The organism is Guptibacillus sedimenti, from assembly GCF_028610665.1.
Classification (GTDB): domain Bacteria; phylum Bacillota; class Bacilli; order Bacillales; family Guptibacillaceae; genus Guptibacillus; species Guptibacillus sedimenti.
In genome coordinates this window covers 836,356-849,687 of the sequence record NZ_JAQQWV010000002.1, presented here as the reverse complement: position 1 = coordinate 849,687, position 13,332 = coordinate 836,356, and the positions used below count along the sequence as shown (strand labels likewise).

General features: G+C 37.4%; 15 protein-coding genes, 1 tRNA gene and 1 pseudogene. 9 read left to right on the top strand and 8 right to left on the bottom strand.

The features are described from left to right. Window position 1: 1 nt before the first annotated feature. Entirely contained in the window at window positions 2–1,852 is a 1,851-nt protein-coding gene (locus PQ578_RS12755) for a PAS domain-containing sensor histidine kinase (RefSeq protein WP_273834681.1), read from the bottom strand. Between the two features lie 122 nt (window positions 1,853–1,974). Then, window positions 1,975–2,630 (bottom strand): annotated as a pseudogene (locus PQ578_RS12750) (VanW family protein). Between the two features lie 298 nt (window positions 2,631–2,928). Between PQ578_RS12750 and PQ578_RS12745 the strand changes: the two are divergent. Beyond that, on the top strand, window positions 2,929–3,753 hold the full coding sequence (locus tag PQ578_RS12745; RefSeq protein WP_273834680.1) for a hypothetical protein: 825 nt from the start codon (window positions 2,929–2,931) through the stop codon (window positions 3,751–3,753). Between the two features lie 15 nt (window positions 3,754–3,768). Further along, window positions 3,769–4,068 (top strand): DUF3892 domain-containing protein, encoded by a 300-nt coding sequence (locus tag PQ578_RS12740; RefSeq protein ID WP_273834679.1) that lies wholly within the window; start codon window positions 3,769–3,771, stop codon window positions 4,066–4,068. A gap of 64 nt (window positions 4,069–4,132) precedes the next feature. Here the strand turns inward: PQ578_RS12740 and PQ578_RS12735 are convergent. Together PQ578_RS12735 and PQ578_RS12730 are read right to left on the bottom strand one after the other, a co-directional pair. Further along, window positions 4,133–4,208, bottom strand: a tRNA-Val gene (locus PQ578_RS12735). Between the two features lie 103 nt (window positions 4,209–4,311). Beyond that, window positions 4,312–4,866, bottom strand: a complete 555-nt coding sequence (locus PQ578_RS12730) for a phosphatidylglycerophosphatase A family protein (protein WP_098443200.1) — start codon at window positions 4,864–4,866, stop codon at window positions 4,312–4,314. 116 nt (window positions 4,867–4,982) lie between these two features. Between PQ578_RS12730 and PQ578_RS12725 the strand changes: the two genes are divergently transcribed. The 4 genes from PQ578_RS12725 to PQ578_RS12710 all read left to right on the top strand — a co-directional run bounded on the left by PQ578_RS12725 (window position 4,983) and on the right by PQ578_RS12710 (window position 7,538). Then, on the top strand, window positions 4,983–5,705 hold the full coding sequence (locus PQ578_RS12725; RefSeq protein ID WP_273834676.1) for an alpha/beta hydrolase: 723 nt from the start codon (window positions 4,983–4,985) through the stop codon (window positions 5,703–5,705). Between the two features lie 109 nt (window positions 5,706–5,814). Next, window positions 5,815–6,330: a YjcG family protein gene (locus tag PQ578_RS12720; protein ID WP_098443198.1), complete on the top strand. Its 516-nt coding sequence runs from the start codon at window positions 5,815–5,817 to the stop codon at window positions 6,328–6,330. Then, window positions 6,330–6,752 carry a GNAT family N-acetyltransferase gene (locus PQ578_RS12715; RefSeq protein WP_273834675.1) on the top strand — a complete coding sequence of 141 codons (423 nt, stop codon included), beginning with the start codon at window positions 6,330–6,332 and terminating at the stop codon, window positions 6,750–6,752. Before PQ578_RS12720 ends, PQ578_RS12715 begins: the two co-directional genes overlap by 1 nt. Window positions 6,753–6,857: 105 nt before the next feature. After that, window positions 6,858–7,538 (top strand): DUF421 domain-containing protein, encoded by a 681-nt coding sequence (locus PQ578_RS12710; RefSeq protein ID WP_273834674.1) that lies wholly within the window; start codon window positions 6,858–6,860, stop codon window positions 7,536–7,538. Between the two features lie 23 nt (window positions 7,539–7,561). Here PQ578_RS12710 and PQ578_RS12705 read toward each other — a convergent pair whose 3' ends face one another. The 3 genes from PQ578_RS12705 to PQ578_RS12695 all read right to left on the bottom strand — a co-directional run bounded on the left by PQ578_RS12705 (window position 7,562) and on the right by PQ578_RS12695 (window position 10,074). Beyond that, complete coding sequence (locus tag PQ578_RS12705; RefSeq protein WP_273834673.1) at window positions 7,562–7,807, bottom strand: hypothetical protein; 246 nt, start codon at window positions 7,805–7,807, stop codon at window positions 7,562–7,564. A gap of 79 nt (window positions 7,808–7,886) precedes the next feature. Further along, window positions 7,887–8,795: a hypothetical protein gene (locus PQ578_RS12700; RefSeq protein ID WP_273834671.1), complete on the bottom strand. Its 909-nt coding sequence runs from the start codon at window positions 8,793–8,795 to the stop codon at window positions 7,887–7,889. Window positions 8,796–8,901: 106 nt separating this feature from the next. Continuing rightward, window positions 8,902–10,074 (bottom strand): BMQ_0737 family morphogenetic spore coat protein, encoded by a 1,173-nt coding sequence (locus PQ578_RS12695; RefSeq protein WP_273834670.1) that lies wholly within the window; start codon window positions 10,072–10,074, stop codon window positions 8,902–8,904. 132 nt (window positions 10,075–10,206) lie between these two features. On the opposite strand from PQ578_RS12695, the gene PQ578_RS12690 reads away from it, so the two are divergent. From PQ578_RS12690 to PQ578_RS12680, 3 genes are all read left to right on the top strand, one after another. Further along, a complete protein-coding gene (locus tag PQ578_RS12690) occupies window positions 10,207–11,001 on the top strand; it encodes a hypothetical protein (RefSeq protein ID WP_273834669.1) in 795 nt (264 codons plus the stop codon). 75 nt (window positions 11,002–11,076) lie between these two features. After that, on the top strand, window positions 11,077–11,214 hold the full coding sequence (locus PQ578_RS12685) for a hypothetical protein (RefSeq protein WP_273834668.1): 138 nt from the start codon (window positions 11,077–11,079) through the stop codon (window positions 11,212–11,214). Window positions 11,215–11,403: 189 nt separating this feature from the next. Then, complete coding sequence (locus PQ578_RS12680) at window positions 11,404–12,180, top strand: glycosyltransferase family 2 protein (RefSeq protein ID WP_273834667.1); 777 nt, start codon at window positions 11,404–11,406, stop codon at window positions 12,178–12,180. Between the two features lie 249 nt (window positions 12,181–12,429). Here the strand turns inward: PQ578_RS12680 and PQ578_RS12675 are convergent, their stop codons facing one another. Continuing rightward, window positions 12,430–13,332, bottom strand: coding sequence for an NAD-dependent epimerase/dehydratase family protein (locus PQ578_RS12675; RefSeq protein ID WP_273834666.1), 903 nt, complete (start codon window positions 13,330–13,332; stop codon window positions 12,430–12,432).

Genomic DNA, 13,332 nt, shown 5'->3' with positions numbered 1-13,332 from the left:
TCTACTCCTCCTTTTCCATATGAACGATTGGTGGGTTTGCAGGTAGCATTACACGAAAAACTGTACCTTCATTCTTGTTACTCGTTACGTCTATTTGACCACCATGTTCTTTAATCACCTTATAACTTACCATTAATCCGAGCCCCGTACCTTTTTCAGAAGTTTGGTAATAAGGCTCACCTAGCCGGTTGATTAAATGATCCGGTATCCCTTCACCATGGTCCTCTACTTCAATAAATATTTCACCAGTCTCTGTTTTTAATAATTTTGTCTTTAATTGCCCACCATTCGGCATAGACTCAATTCCATTATTGATTAGATTCATTATCACTTGTTTAATATGTGAGCGGATACAGCTATACTCCACATCTATGCTCCCATAGACCTCGACAATACTAATATTATGGCGGGCTGTTTTTTGCGATAATTGTTCAACCAACTCAGCCAACATTTTATTTAAATTAACTACTTCGTATGATACAAATTCGCGCTTTGAAAGTAAAAGAAACTCGTTAACAATCTCCTCTAGTTGTTGCATTTCAACTCCTACTACTTTTAGTAACTCTTGATTTACTGCTTCATTGCCATCAAGTAATTGGAGAAAACCTTTTACAGTCGATAATGGGTTTCGTATTTCGTGCGCAACGCTTGCTGCAAGATCACCGAGGACGTGAGTGGTCTCTGTCTTACGTAAATCTTCTTCCGCTTTCTTAATCTCTGTCACATCTCGAATAATAACAAGATGGTGATTCGGATAAATTTCATAACTTAGCGTAAAACTAAAATATTGCTTTCCACCTGTACTTTGACGAATTCTTTTTCCTTCACCACTTCTCCCTAACGTTGCAGCATTATCCCACGTAAGATCACAACCATTTTCGAGATTAGAGTAATGAGTTGAAATGAGTTGATCTTCAACTACTTCAAACATCTGACAAAATGCACCGTTTACATTAACGATATAGCCATTCTGATCGAGAATTGCCATACCGTCTAACGCCCGTTCAAACAGTTGGCGGAAGCGTTCTTCACTTTGCTGAAGCTCTTTAATCATTTGTTTTGTATGGGTAATGTCACGATAAATGGTTAAATACAAATTCCCATATGCGCTTTTTTTTGTTGTGAATTCCAGTTGCTTCTTTTCCCCACCTGGCATTGTAAACTGAATATCCCCACGGACCTCTCCATGTCTTTCTACTCTTTCCTGAAACGTTTTTCCAATCGATCGATTTTCACCTTCAAGAAAATCAAATAAATGATACGTTTTCATTTCGCTAAGACTCATGTTAAATAATTTACAAGCGGCAGGATTTGCATCTACAATCATTCGCTCTGGATTCCAGATTAAAATACCATCAAGAGCATTTTCAAAAATATTCGTAAATTTATTTTCGCTTTCCGTTAACTGATTTAAGAGAAGCTGTTCTTCTGTTACATCTCGAATGATCGATAAGTTCAAATCACGATATGCCTTGTAGGTTATCGATAACTCAATGAATTTACTTTTTCCGTTCTCAAGAATAACAGGAAGCTTTTCGATGACATAACCTTCCTTAACTAGATCCCTTCTCATTTGTTGAAACGTGCGAATTCCTTCAGGAGCGACATGGTGGCCAATTTTTTTAGACTGAATCGATTCCATATCTAATTCAAAAATCTCGCAGCACGCCTGGTTGATCTCCACCAAGTTTCCATGTTGATCTGAAAGAGTCATCCCATCTCGGGAATGATTAAAAATGTGATCCAATTTTCTGCTTTTCTCCATTAGTTCGAGGTTAAGGTCTTTCTTTTCCAATTCAGAGCCGGCTTTGAGCATGGAAATTTTCGGATGATTTGTTTTATTAGATTCCATACGCGGTCTCCTTTAAGATAGTATGATTTCATTATAGCATTGACGCGTATAGAACTTAACGAGTTACTGCTTATAGAAAGGATAAAATTCATCATTGTATCGGTCGATGACTACTTCTCTCCCTACTCTTTAGAAGAATAAATACGAATCACAACAGACCCTTCTACTACTTTTGCGCTAATAAGCAATGGCTGTTGGTTATGATTACGAAAAGAAAAGTCAGGACCATACCAGCTTACCGTGGCATCTCGTCCAGGTTTCACATATGGAACACTTCGACTATGTGAATAACGTTCGATGATTTGAACGCCTGCTTGATCGACCGCATTAAATAGAGTGGATGACACCTGACATATCCCCCCCCTATCCCTTCAGACAATTCCCCTTTCACGATAATCGGTGCCGGTAAATATCCTCTTTCCTTTGTACGTTTTCCGACTGTTTGATTAAACGAGAACGTTTCACCAGGAAACACCACTGTATTGTTTATCGCTTCAGCAGCTAACACAATATTTGACGTTCGCTCTCTATTATTTTTTCTAAAATGAGTAACAAATGCACCTACTTCTTTACTTCGAATCGAAGCAAGTAGCTCAGCATTGACTCTTGGGTAACGAATGATAACTTCAGGTTCAATCCAAGTTGTTCCATCTTGATACAATGTTTGCAGAATCACTTTTCGAAAATCATTACGATCTAACGCATATCCATTCACACCTTCTTTTATAACTCCATGTGAATCGATTGTGGCATTTATTGGCGATTTTGAAATTGACATATCTACTTTTTCCACCACTTTATTTAATTCTTCCTCTTCATAAAATGGGTAGCCGAGCCATTCTGAAAAAAGCGCTTGTTTTTCAATCTGATGTGCGTTTTCTCCATTCCGATGAATGATTATTTGTTCTTTCCCATCTCCTGCGTAGGCAAGTGATAATGCCAAAATAAGACTAAACATTTCATTTCCCCTTTCTGAACTCGATCGTAGTATGCGTCATTCGCTCATTTAATAAAATCGAATAGTTCAAAATGGCTTGAGCAAAATAAGAATGATAAACAGAATCAGGGGGGAGTTAATGAAGCGGTTACTCATTTTTATACTGTTGTTTTGTTCAATTTTCGTTTCAGAAAGCGCTTTTGGCGTAGAACCTTTCTATGACCTCCTCCCAATCAACAGCGAAATTACACTCCTACCATGGGAGAAAGTAGATGAGGTCATACCACGTAAAGCCATTTTTACGATGATTGATGTTGAAAGTGGTGCTTCTTTTCAGGTTCAGCGAAGAGCGGGAAGCAAGCACGCTGATATCCAACCTTTAACGAAAGAAGATACGCGAGTGCTAAAAGAGATTTATGGAGAATGGAGTTGGAAGCGAAGAGCTGTCATTGTCTTATACGAAGGAAGAACAATAGCGGCTTCCATGAATGGGATGCCTCACGGGGCTGGGGCGCTAGATAATGGATTCAATGGACACTTCTGTCTTCACTTCCTCAACAGTACGACACATAAAACGCCCACTCCTGATCCCGCTCACCACTTAATGATCTTGAAAGCGAGCGGTCAATTAGATCACTTTTTGATGAACCAAACACCGGATGAATTAGTTGATAGTCTAATGATTGCTATTAATAACACTGACACTTCTATAATAAAAAAAGTCCTATCTGAAAAGATAACAAAAAAGGACCTTAAAGCTCTCAAACGCTTGTCTTTTACCAAGTGGAACGTCACAAAAAGTACCAAAAAGCCTTTTGCACAACGTATTCATGCAAATGTTGAAGTATATATTAAAGATGCTGGTGTTATTACAACGACAGTTGAGATAACAGCCAAAAAAAATCCCATTTCGAATCTATGGGAGCTTGAAATACCAAGTTTATTAAAAATCGCCAATCATTAAAAGGAGTGCCTGACAATGGATCGATTCACCGAAGCATATGAAGAATATGTAAAAAGCGGTACAAACAAAGTTAATGTAAATATACCGAAAGAGGATGCCACTTATATTACAGCTGTCAGAAGAAATGAAGACGGAGATCTCATTGCTTTTAAGACAAACACTGGAGAAGAACTTGATTATTTACAAACGTTAGAAAAAGCTAGGAACGGTCAACTTTCTGGCGTTGATGTTTTCCAGAAGTATGGAAGAGACATCATTCGGAGTGAGCCGGATGGAATCAAAGAGAATAATTTAGATCATTTGCCGGAGTTTTAGAGAAATTTATAATATAAAAAAGCTGCAACTCAAAAATTGAGATGCAGCTTGTACGTTATATGTATGGTGATCCGTATTGGGCTCGAACCAACGACCTCTACCCTGTCAAGGTAGCGCTCTCCCAACTGAGCTAACGGATCAGTAATGTAAGGACATTTATTAATATACACGACTATTTAAACAACTGTCAATCCTTTCTTGGGAAAATATTAGAAAAAGGGCATCCGATTGATGCCCTTTTGTTTAACCGATCCGTTCTTCTTTATCACGCTTTTCACGCTCTTCCTTATCTAGAGCTTCTTCTCGATCACGGAGGCGGTGTGCTAGTCGACTCGACGCATTAGCCGCGATGCTTGCAATAAGATCATCGAGGAAAGTATGAACGCTTTCCCCTACTTTTGTATCCAACTTCTGTATAATACCAAATTTTTGTTTATCAAGGTGACCAAACGTTGTAACCGCAATACTTCCGTAGCCAAATACAGCACCGAGCGCAATTGTCTCATCAACGCCAAATAACCCTTCATCCGTTTCCACGATCGATTGAAGTGGTTCTGAAAGTTTCCCCTGTTCAGCTAGCTTGTCCAATTCAACACCAACTAGAACAGCGTGTTGAATTTCTCGCTTCGTTAAAACGGCCTCAACACTCTCCACACAGTCATCCATGGAAAGCTCATCTACATAAGGGTATTGCATTTCATAAACAATCTCCGCAATATCCTCTATTGTCACGCCTCGTTCTTTTATCAGGGCTTTTGCTGCTGCTTCTGTTTCTCTACTATGGATGCGTTTCTTCATAATAAGACCCCTCTCTGTCAACGATAAATACTTATGTGTTAGAATCATTATATCACTAATGTTTTTTACATTGTCAAACAATCTAACAATTGCAACAATTTATAGGAGGCATCACAATGAACAGAGGTACATACAAGGACGAAACGATTTATAGTGAGTACTTAAAAGAAGAAATACCTTTTCAAGTTTATTTACCATATAATTATTCCCCCTTATACAAATACTCCTTTTTAATCGCCAATGATGGTAGCGATTACTTTAAGTTAGGACGTCTTGGGCGAACAGCGGATGAACTTATCGAAAATGATGAAATTGAAGAACTGATTATAGTCGGCATTCCCTACAAAAGTGTAGAAGATCGCTGGCGCAAATATCATCCTGATGGAGAGCAAAGTGATGACTACCTGCGTTTTCTTGCGAATGAACTCGTTCCTTATTTGGACGAAGAATATGCAACCTATCACCTAGGATATGGTCGCGGGCTTATCGGCGACTCTTTAGCTGCTACCGTTGCGCTGCGAGCCGCTCTTGATTATCCACGCACATTCGGCCGAGCGATTCTTCACTCTCCTTACGTAGATGAAGCTATCATGAATCAAGTAAAAGGATTTAGAGAGCCTGAACTACTTTCGCTGTATCACATTATCGGAAAGGAAGAAACAGAGGTTCCTACCACTGATGGCAAAACAAAGAATTTTATCGAACCAAATCGAGCGTTAAACAAGATTATTAATGAGAAAGAATTTGATTACTTCTATGATGAATTCGAAGGCGGACATCTTTGGAAGAACTGGCAACCGGATATGAAACGCTCACTTCTACACATGTTTAAACTCTAAATGAGTCTATCGTTTCTTATTTTTGAATTTTTGGTATAATTATAAATGGAACATTATATGACTTGTCGATCAATGGCAATCGAGTATATTAACCAGGAGGGAATGGAATATGAAATACGGCATTGCAATTTTCCCATCGAAAAAACTAGCAGACGTTGCTAACTCCTTTCGAAAACGTTATGATCCGCACTATGCGCTCATTCCACCACATTTGACGCTTCGTGAGGGCTTTGAGGCAACAGAAGAAGAGATTCAGAAGTTAACACCTGTGCTACACAAAATCTCTGATGAATCTAAACCTTTTTCAATGCATGTTTATAAAGTAGGGTCTTTTAACCCCGTTAACAACGTGATCTACTTTAAAGTGAAAGACAATGAAGTACTGGATGATTTGCACAGAAAGTTAAATCCTGAAGAGGCGCTTTCTGAACGTGATTATAACTTTGTTCCACACATTACAATCGCTCAGAACCTATCAGACGATGAGCATTCTGATGTCTATGGCAGTTTGCAAATGAAGGACGTTAACCACGAAGAAATGATCGACCGTTTCCAACTTCTTTATCAACTTGAAAATGGTATGTGGACGGTATTTGAAACGTTCCACCTTGGTAAAGTTCGCTAATGGATGTTCGTGTCGTTAAAACAGAGAAAGAAAAGAGCGATGCCTTTAAAGTAAGGCATACCGTTTTCGTTGATGAGCAAAACGTTCCGAGTGACCTGGAGATTGATGAACACGACAATGATGCGATCCATTTTGTTGCTTATGACAAAAGTGCCCCCGTTGCAGCCGGTCGTTTTCGCGTTTTAGATAATATGGGTAAAGTTGAACGCATTTGCGTTCTCGGCGATTATCGTGGCACAGGACTTGGGCTCCTTCTCATGAGCGCAATCGAAACCCATGCAAAAGACCTCAGCCTCAAGGGAACAAAGCTAAACGCACAAATAAGTGCCGTAGGATTTTATGAAAAACTCGGATATGAGGTCATATCTGATCAATTCATGGATGCTGGGATTCCGCACGTAACAATGACAAAGAATTTATGACACTGGTTGCCGCCAGTGTTTTTTTTGTGATTTTAAATTTTTGCTTTAATTTCTCTATCTTTCGTACATTCTAAGTAAGGAAAACGAACAGGAGAAGGTGATGATTTGAACATTGGGTCGACTACGGTTGAGCTTCTTATTGGCTTTCTAGCTTTACTCATATTAACGAAAGCTCTCGGAAAAACTCAAATCACGCAAATTACCCCCTTTGACTTTATTTCCTCCCTCGTTCTCGGTGAACTTGTAGGAAATGCGATTTATGATAAAAATGTTAATATTTTTTCGATAATGTACGCAGTTTTTCTCTGGGGAGTTCTTATTTATATCGTTGAATGGATTACGCAAAAATTCCGTGGAACGAGATCATTTCTTGAAGGAAAACCCTCGATCGTGATTCACAATGGAAAAATTAATCGCGATCAGCTGAAGAGAAACAAGCTTGATATTAATCAACTTCAGAATTTATTACGCCAAAAAGACGTGTTCTCTATGAACGAAGTTGAATTTGCTATCTTAGAAACGAATGGCAGCATAAGCGTGTTAAAAAAATCTGAATATCAAGAGCCAACTAAAGAAGATTTTAATCTTAAACCGACTAGAGGGTATCTCGCTTACTCGATTATTTCAGATGGGAAAATGGATTGGGAAAATTTAAAGGATGCTGGATTGAACGAAGAATGGCTCACTAAAACGCTAAAGAAAAATCATATTGATCATTATTCTGAAGTGTTACTATTGGAGTGGAAACAAGATGATACACTCTTTATACAAAAATATGAAAAATAAAAAAAGAGCAGAAAACTCTGCTCTTAAAACCAGTAACGATCTCTTTTCTCATCCTCATCCTCATCCTCATCTTCTCTTACATCACGTTTCCTATCCTGATCAGCTGATTCGTTAGATCCAAAAAACCCCCAGGGATCACGACGATTCTCTCTACGCTCCTCTTTGCCTTTTCGATGCTCATCGCGTTCTTCTTGGATAATGACTTCATTAGCTTTAATAATCACACGGTCAACATGAATGACCTGTGGTTTTCTTTTCTTTTCAGACATGATTACGCCTCCTCTTTTATCCTCCTACTTCACATTATCCTATGCACGAAGGCAAACACAGGTATGGGCGCAATCTATCTTAATAGCTCAATGCTATATGGTTGGAAACCTTTATCCTGTAGTTTTCTTTTTGAAAATAAACAAATCCTTCTATAATGACAGGTTCTTTAAATTCAGATTTAATCGGAATTTGAAAACTTTCAATCGCAATTTTGTCACCTGGATCTAATGTCACTGGATGTAATGGAGATACCCATATCTCTCCTTTTTCTTTCGCTTTCTCTAACCAATCATGATCTGGAAAAACCCAGTGAACGCGATCATTTGAATCCAGCGCTTTTGTTTCAGCAACTTCAATCGGGTAAATTCTCCCTTTTAAAGTCGCCATTTCTGTAGGAGAAAAACGAAAACAAACAAGCGGATTCGTTAATTTGGCTCCTCCACAATTTTCAATTTGCAAATCTCCCCGAATCATGACAGACTGTTTATCAAGAATAATGATGGAGGTATTAAAGTAACTAACCGCAAAATGATCAGCGATTCCTATTGGTTTTGCCTCCACTTCAGCTGCCTTTTCAGTAGGAAGATACTGGGCTTTTTTTTCTAAGTTCTTGATTTTCCCTTGGTAATGTTGAAGTCGCTTGTCTTTTTCATTAATCTCTATTTGCATTTCTGCTAATAGATCTTCAAACCCCTTTATCTTAGTCGAATCGTCCGTTCTATTCTTCCTTTCCTTCGTTACGTCCACTTCGTTTTTCATCTGCATAAATTCCTCTGTTTGAGTCTCTAGCCTTCTTTCTAACTTATTTAACTCTTCTTTCAGATGAGTAATCGTGCTCTCGTGATCTTTACTTGATTCGAGTTGCTTCTCTAAAGAAGCCAATTGATCATTAGCAAAAATAAGTTCCTTCTCGAGCTCTAATGATTTTTCTTGAAAATATTTTGTTCGTGAAATGAGACGAGAGTAACTTAACTTCTCTCCTTGCATCGATCCTCCCCCTCTCTTCCCAGCGCTAACCTTATTCTATATGTATGAGTAGTAGGTCTTCTTTCATAACAAAAAAGTGCAGGATATGATCTCCTGCACTGCTGATTTATGGCTGTTTCTTATACTTTAGATCTTCAAATGTGATGCAATCATCGATTGTTAATTCGCCTTCTTCAACTTCTACTGTTCCTGTATTAAATACTACATTTCCTCGACGATTCAATAAATGAACTTCAAACCACTGATCATCATCAGAATCAACGACAGCTAGTTTAAAGTCAAGTTTACGACCGCGATCAGTTTCTCCGCTACCCTCAATGATGAACTTTAATCCATCTCCACACTCCTTACATTCGAGTGTATCCTGATCAAAGCTTGTAGCTGTGAATGTAAAGTCGTGCTTTCCATCACTTGAATCGGTGTCATGAAAATTCAGTTTCATCGAACTACCTGACAGGCTGCAATCATCGCATATATTCACAAGTAATGTTGCTTTGCCTTCATCTTCAGAGTCCGTTTCGCCACTAGCTTCTCCAGACAGTGAACAATCACAATTTGGTCGAGGGAAAATGTTTGGACACTGTTCAGGGAATTCAACAGGAGGACATTCATCAATTAAGTCAGGTGCAAGAAGATCATTGTCTCGAGGTGAACAGAATTTAGCAAGCACCTCTAGTTTTACTTCTGCTTCTACTTGAATATCAACACAGAAAATGACTTCAAGATCAAAAGAGCGTGGTGCCGGGCAATTTAGCAGGACTGTTCCTGAAGGAATGCGGCAAACAATTTTAGTAATTCGGCAGAAAAGATCTGTCCCATTCGGGAAACACAAGACGAATGATTCAAGAACAGATGCGTTGCAGTCGACCTCGGTTACTAACTTACCATGGCGATCAACAACCTTCACCTTCACATCAGTTGTAAAGAGAAGGTCAACGAGTTGAGCATCCGCAAATCCTCCACCAGGGATCGCTACGCTAACATCACGTTTCTCTCCAATTTGTTCACAGAAGAAGTCATCCTCTGTATGTTCGCTACCCGAGAGCGGGAACAATGGAGGGGCTTCCGGTGTTTTACATACAATACGAAGAGGACGGCGGCTAGGATCTTCCATAGCACACTCGATCTTTTTAAGCTCATGATCTGTAAAATGAATTTTCTTCTTTACAGAAAGCTGATCGGTCACCCAGTCGTATACTTTTTGAACGCGAATACACTCATCCTGTAAGCTATTTGTAGCTGTTGGAACGGTGTGTTTCTTATGTGGTTTGTGACCCATATCGTTCCTTCCTTTCTTTCACATGATAGGTTGATTCACTACATACTATGGAATTAGCACAGAAATGCAACAAAAGGAGTGGCCCAAATTTAATTGGAAGCTGTCAACATTAACTTCAGGGAGTGAAAGATATTGAATAAATTGTATTGGATGGATAAAGAGATTTGTAATCTGGATATTATTGACCTAGAGGCACTTAAAATTCTTTTACCTTATTGGGGAATTTCACTTCAAGATAATAGACTGACTGGATCACTAAATATGAAGAAAGTGTATCTCGATATTGAATCAAAGGCCAGAGAATCATTTTTCTTTGATTTACTAACTCACACTGGTATTGAGTTAACTAATCATGCAACTGATGCAGATCTAACTATAAAAGTAAACATTTCCGATAAATATGACTACCCACTCTCACTAATAACTGACAAGAAAACGTATCATCTAAAAGGAAAGAACAGTAAAAGCTTGGATTTACAAAAGAGAATTCACAAAAACATTTGGTTACCTAAGGCATTTTCCTCACTTATGTGTTCGATTCATCATGAATACACCGAAACGTCAATGGAATGGCTTGCTTATTTAACCATTCAGTATTATATGAAACCTTTCTTTAAACCGATTGATCATCTATCTATCGCACAATACGAGTTTCTAATTACATCTGTACTCGAAAAAATCAATCCTCTCTTTTCTTCTTATCAAATTTCAGCAGCATCTTTTTCTGAATGGCCTTCACTACCAGATGAATATTCATCAATTAAACAGACAAAGCGTTCACCAAAAGAATCAATAAAAGAACGTAAAACTATATCGCCATTTCAGTCTCAACAATCCCTATTCACCCCAGAACCATTTAATCCTTTTAAATTCAATCGAGAAACAGCTAAGAAATCAGTGATTAACCCATTTTATAGAAAGCCTTAATGATCTCAACACCTTCGCTTCGAGCATGAATAGTATGTATTATTCAAAGGAAAAGCTCGAATGAGGAGGATATGAATGAAAAAGGCTGATATACAAGCACTTTATCGAGAAGTTAAGAGAAGAAAACGTTCTCATAAAAACACAACCATTCCTAGAAAAAAATCATCTGGTTGCAAATCATGTGGAAAAACAACTTGGCGACCGAATCAATAGTAAACGACCGGAGGGTGCGCTAGCCAATGGATGTAAAGAACATACTAGCGTATATAAAAAATATCTATATCACATATATGAAAAAATGCTATAAAGAAAAACAACCGAATCAAGAAGTAATATGGTTTATTATGTTTACCTACGCCTATTAATAAAGGGTTTGCCCCCGTCTTAAGGAGATGTCTTAGAATGAGTGATGTTACTGTTGTTATTCCATTCTATAATCCAGGTTTGTATCTAATTGATGCTGTAAAAAGTGTCTTCAACCAAACTTATGAAGATTGGAAAATGATTCTTGTTGATGATTGTTCAACAGACAATAGTATACTTGGAGTAAAGTCTTATTTGGATGATCCTAGGATCACTTTAATTAAAAACAAAGAAAATTTAGGTCAATCTAATAGTTTAAACATTGGCTTATCTGCTGTGGAAACACCATTTATGATTCAACTAGATGGTGATGATTGGCTGTGTGAAAGTGCTCTTGAACTTCTAATGAAAGAAGCAAGTTCTTTACCAGATGATGTAGCTGTCATAAGCGGTAACATTAGAATATTCAATGAAAACAATGCACAAAAGCAAATTATAAAAAAAGGACGTCTTTTTAAGAATCGTTATGACTTTCTACTTTCTAACCTTTCTGTCTGGCCCAGATTTTATAGAACCTCTGCGTTGAACTATGTAGGCGGCTGGCCTACAGACGATCCGTTTGATGGTCGTTTTAATGAAGATAAGAGAATCCTCCTTCGTTTGATAGAGCATTTCCGATTTCACTGGATCGATAATGTTCTCTATGTTCATAGGATACACAATACCAATCAAACAAAAGATTTATTATCTTATGAAACAATCACAAAATGGACAGTGCGTAATGCACTAAAGCGATGGGGAGATCAATATGAACCTGTCTTTATTAAATCTGGTGGCTGGGTTATCCTCAAAAAATTAATTCCAAAACAGAAATAATATATTATAAGAACTTTTTCGATGCGATCTTACTTGATTGATATTGTAAACACTGGTGCCAATATTAAATATAATGAACTATGTATATATTGTAGTTATAAATATTTCTCTCTTTGTAACAATATCATGTTACAATTACGCAATTATCCATTAACATATAATTGTGATAAATAATGAAAAACATCATTGCTTAAAAGCAATGATGTTTTTCATTATTATTTTGATTTAAATCTTTTTTTATTTAAAGGATTAATCGAAAATTGTATCTTCTAAGCCAGAAGTTAAATCATATTTTGGCTTCCAACCTAGGAGTTGAGTGGCTTTATTATTGTTAAGCTGACTAAATCGAATATCCTCTTTACGTTGAGGTTTGTATTTTGGAAGTAATTGTTTCTTTGTCATTGTATTCATTAGCTTGAAAAGATCATTGATATTAGTTTTTGTATTACACCCTATGTTGAAAATTTCATTTTGTCCTTTTTTTAGAGCTAGTATATTTGCTCTAGCCACATCCTTCACATATACAAAATCCCTTGTTTGTTGACCATCACCAAATATAATCGGTTGCTTATTGTCTTTTAACTGTTCCCTAAAAATTGAAACCACGCCCCCTTCTCCTTTTGGAGTTTGCCGTGGTCCGTACACATTGGCGTACCGTAATATTGTATATGTTAATCCATAGAGTTGTTGAAATCTCTTAATATACAATTCTGGAGTATATTTAGATATACCATAAAAAGAAATTGGTTGTATTGGATAACCCTCATTAATACTAAGGTCTCCTGCATCGCCGTAAACTGCACATGATGATGCATAAATAAATTTTTTAACTTTAAATTTTATGCAACAGTCTAGTAACTGAATGGTTCCAATAATATTTGATACAGCATCATCATATGGATTTTGTATTGATTGAGATACATCTACTTGAGCTGCATGATGAATAACTATATCTGGTCTTTCTTTTGCAAAAATTGCTTCTAAATTACTTGAAGTAATATTCTCTTTATAAAATGGAACCTTCTCATGAAGAAATCCCAAATTCCCTGTAGATAGATTATCGACAACAACTGGTTGATAGCCCTCATCAATCAAGAGATCCACAATATGAGAACCAATGAAACCAGCCCCACCAGTAACGAGGACTTTCAA

Excerpts from the sequence above, each read along its gene's own strand:
- PQ578_RS12755 (WP_273834681.1), bottom strand. The coding sequence starts at position 1,852 with ATGGAATCTAATAAAACAAATCATCCGAAAATTTCCATGCTCAAAGCC.
- PQ578_RS12745 (WP_273834680.1), top strand. The coding sequence starts at position 2,929 with ATGAAGCGGTTACTCATTTTTATACTGTTGTTTTGTTCAATTTTCGTT.
- PQ578_RS12740 (WP_273834679.1), top strand. The coding sequence starts at position 3,769 with ATGGATCGATTCACCGAAGCATATGAAGAATATGTAAAAAGCGGTACA.
- PQ578_RS12730 (WP_098443200.1), bottom strand. The coding sequence starts at position 4,866 with ATGAAGAAACGCATCCATAGTAGAGAAACAGAAGCAGCAGCAAAAGCC.
- PQ578_RS12725 (WP_273834676.1), top strand. The coding sequence starts at position 4,983 with ATGAACAGAGGTACATACAAGGACGAAACGATTTATAGTGAGTACTTA.
- PQ578_RS12720 (WP_098443198.1), top strand. The coding sequence starts at position 5,815 with ATGAAATACGGCATTGCAATTTTCCCATCGAAAAAACTAGCAGACGTT.
- PQ578_RS12715 (WP_273834675.1), top strand. The coding sequence starts at position 6,330 with ATGGATGTTCGTGTCGTTAAAACAGAGAAAGAAAAGAGCGATGCCTTT.
- PQ578_RS12705 (WP_273834673.1), bottom strand. The coding sequence starts at position 7,807 with ATGTCTGAAAAGAAAAGAAAACCACAGGTCATTCATGTTGACCGTGTG.
- PQ578_RS12700 (WP_273834671.1), bottom strand. The coding sequence starts at position 8,795 with ATGCAAGGAGAGAAGTTAAGTTACTCTCGTCTCATTTCACGAACAAAA.
- PQ578_RS12695 (WP_273834670.1), bottom strand. The coding sequence starts at position 10,074 with ATGGGTCACAAACCACATAAGAAACACACCGTTCCAACAGCTACAAAT.
- PQ578_RS12685 (WP_273834668.1), top strand. The coding sequence starts at position 11,077 with ATGAAAAAGGCTGATATACAAGCACTTTATCGAGAAGTTAAGAGAAGA.
- PQ578_RS12680 (WP_273834667.1), top strand. The coding sequence starts at position 11,404 with ATGAGTGATGTTACTGTTGTTATTCCATTCTATAATCCAGGTTTGTAT.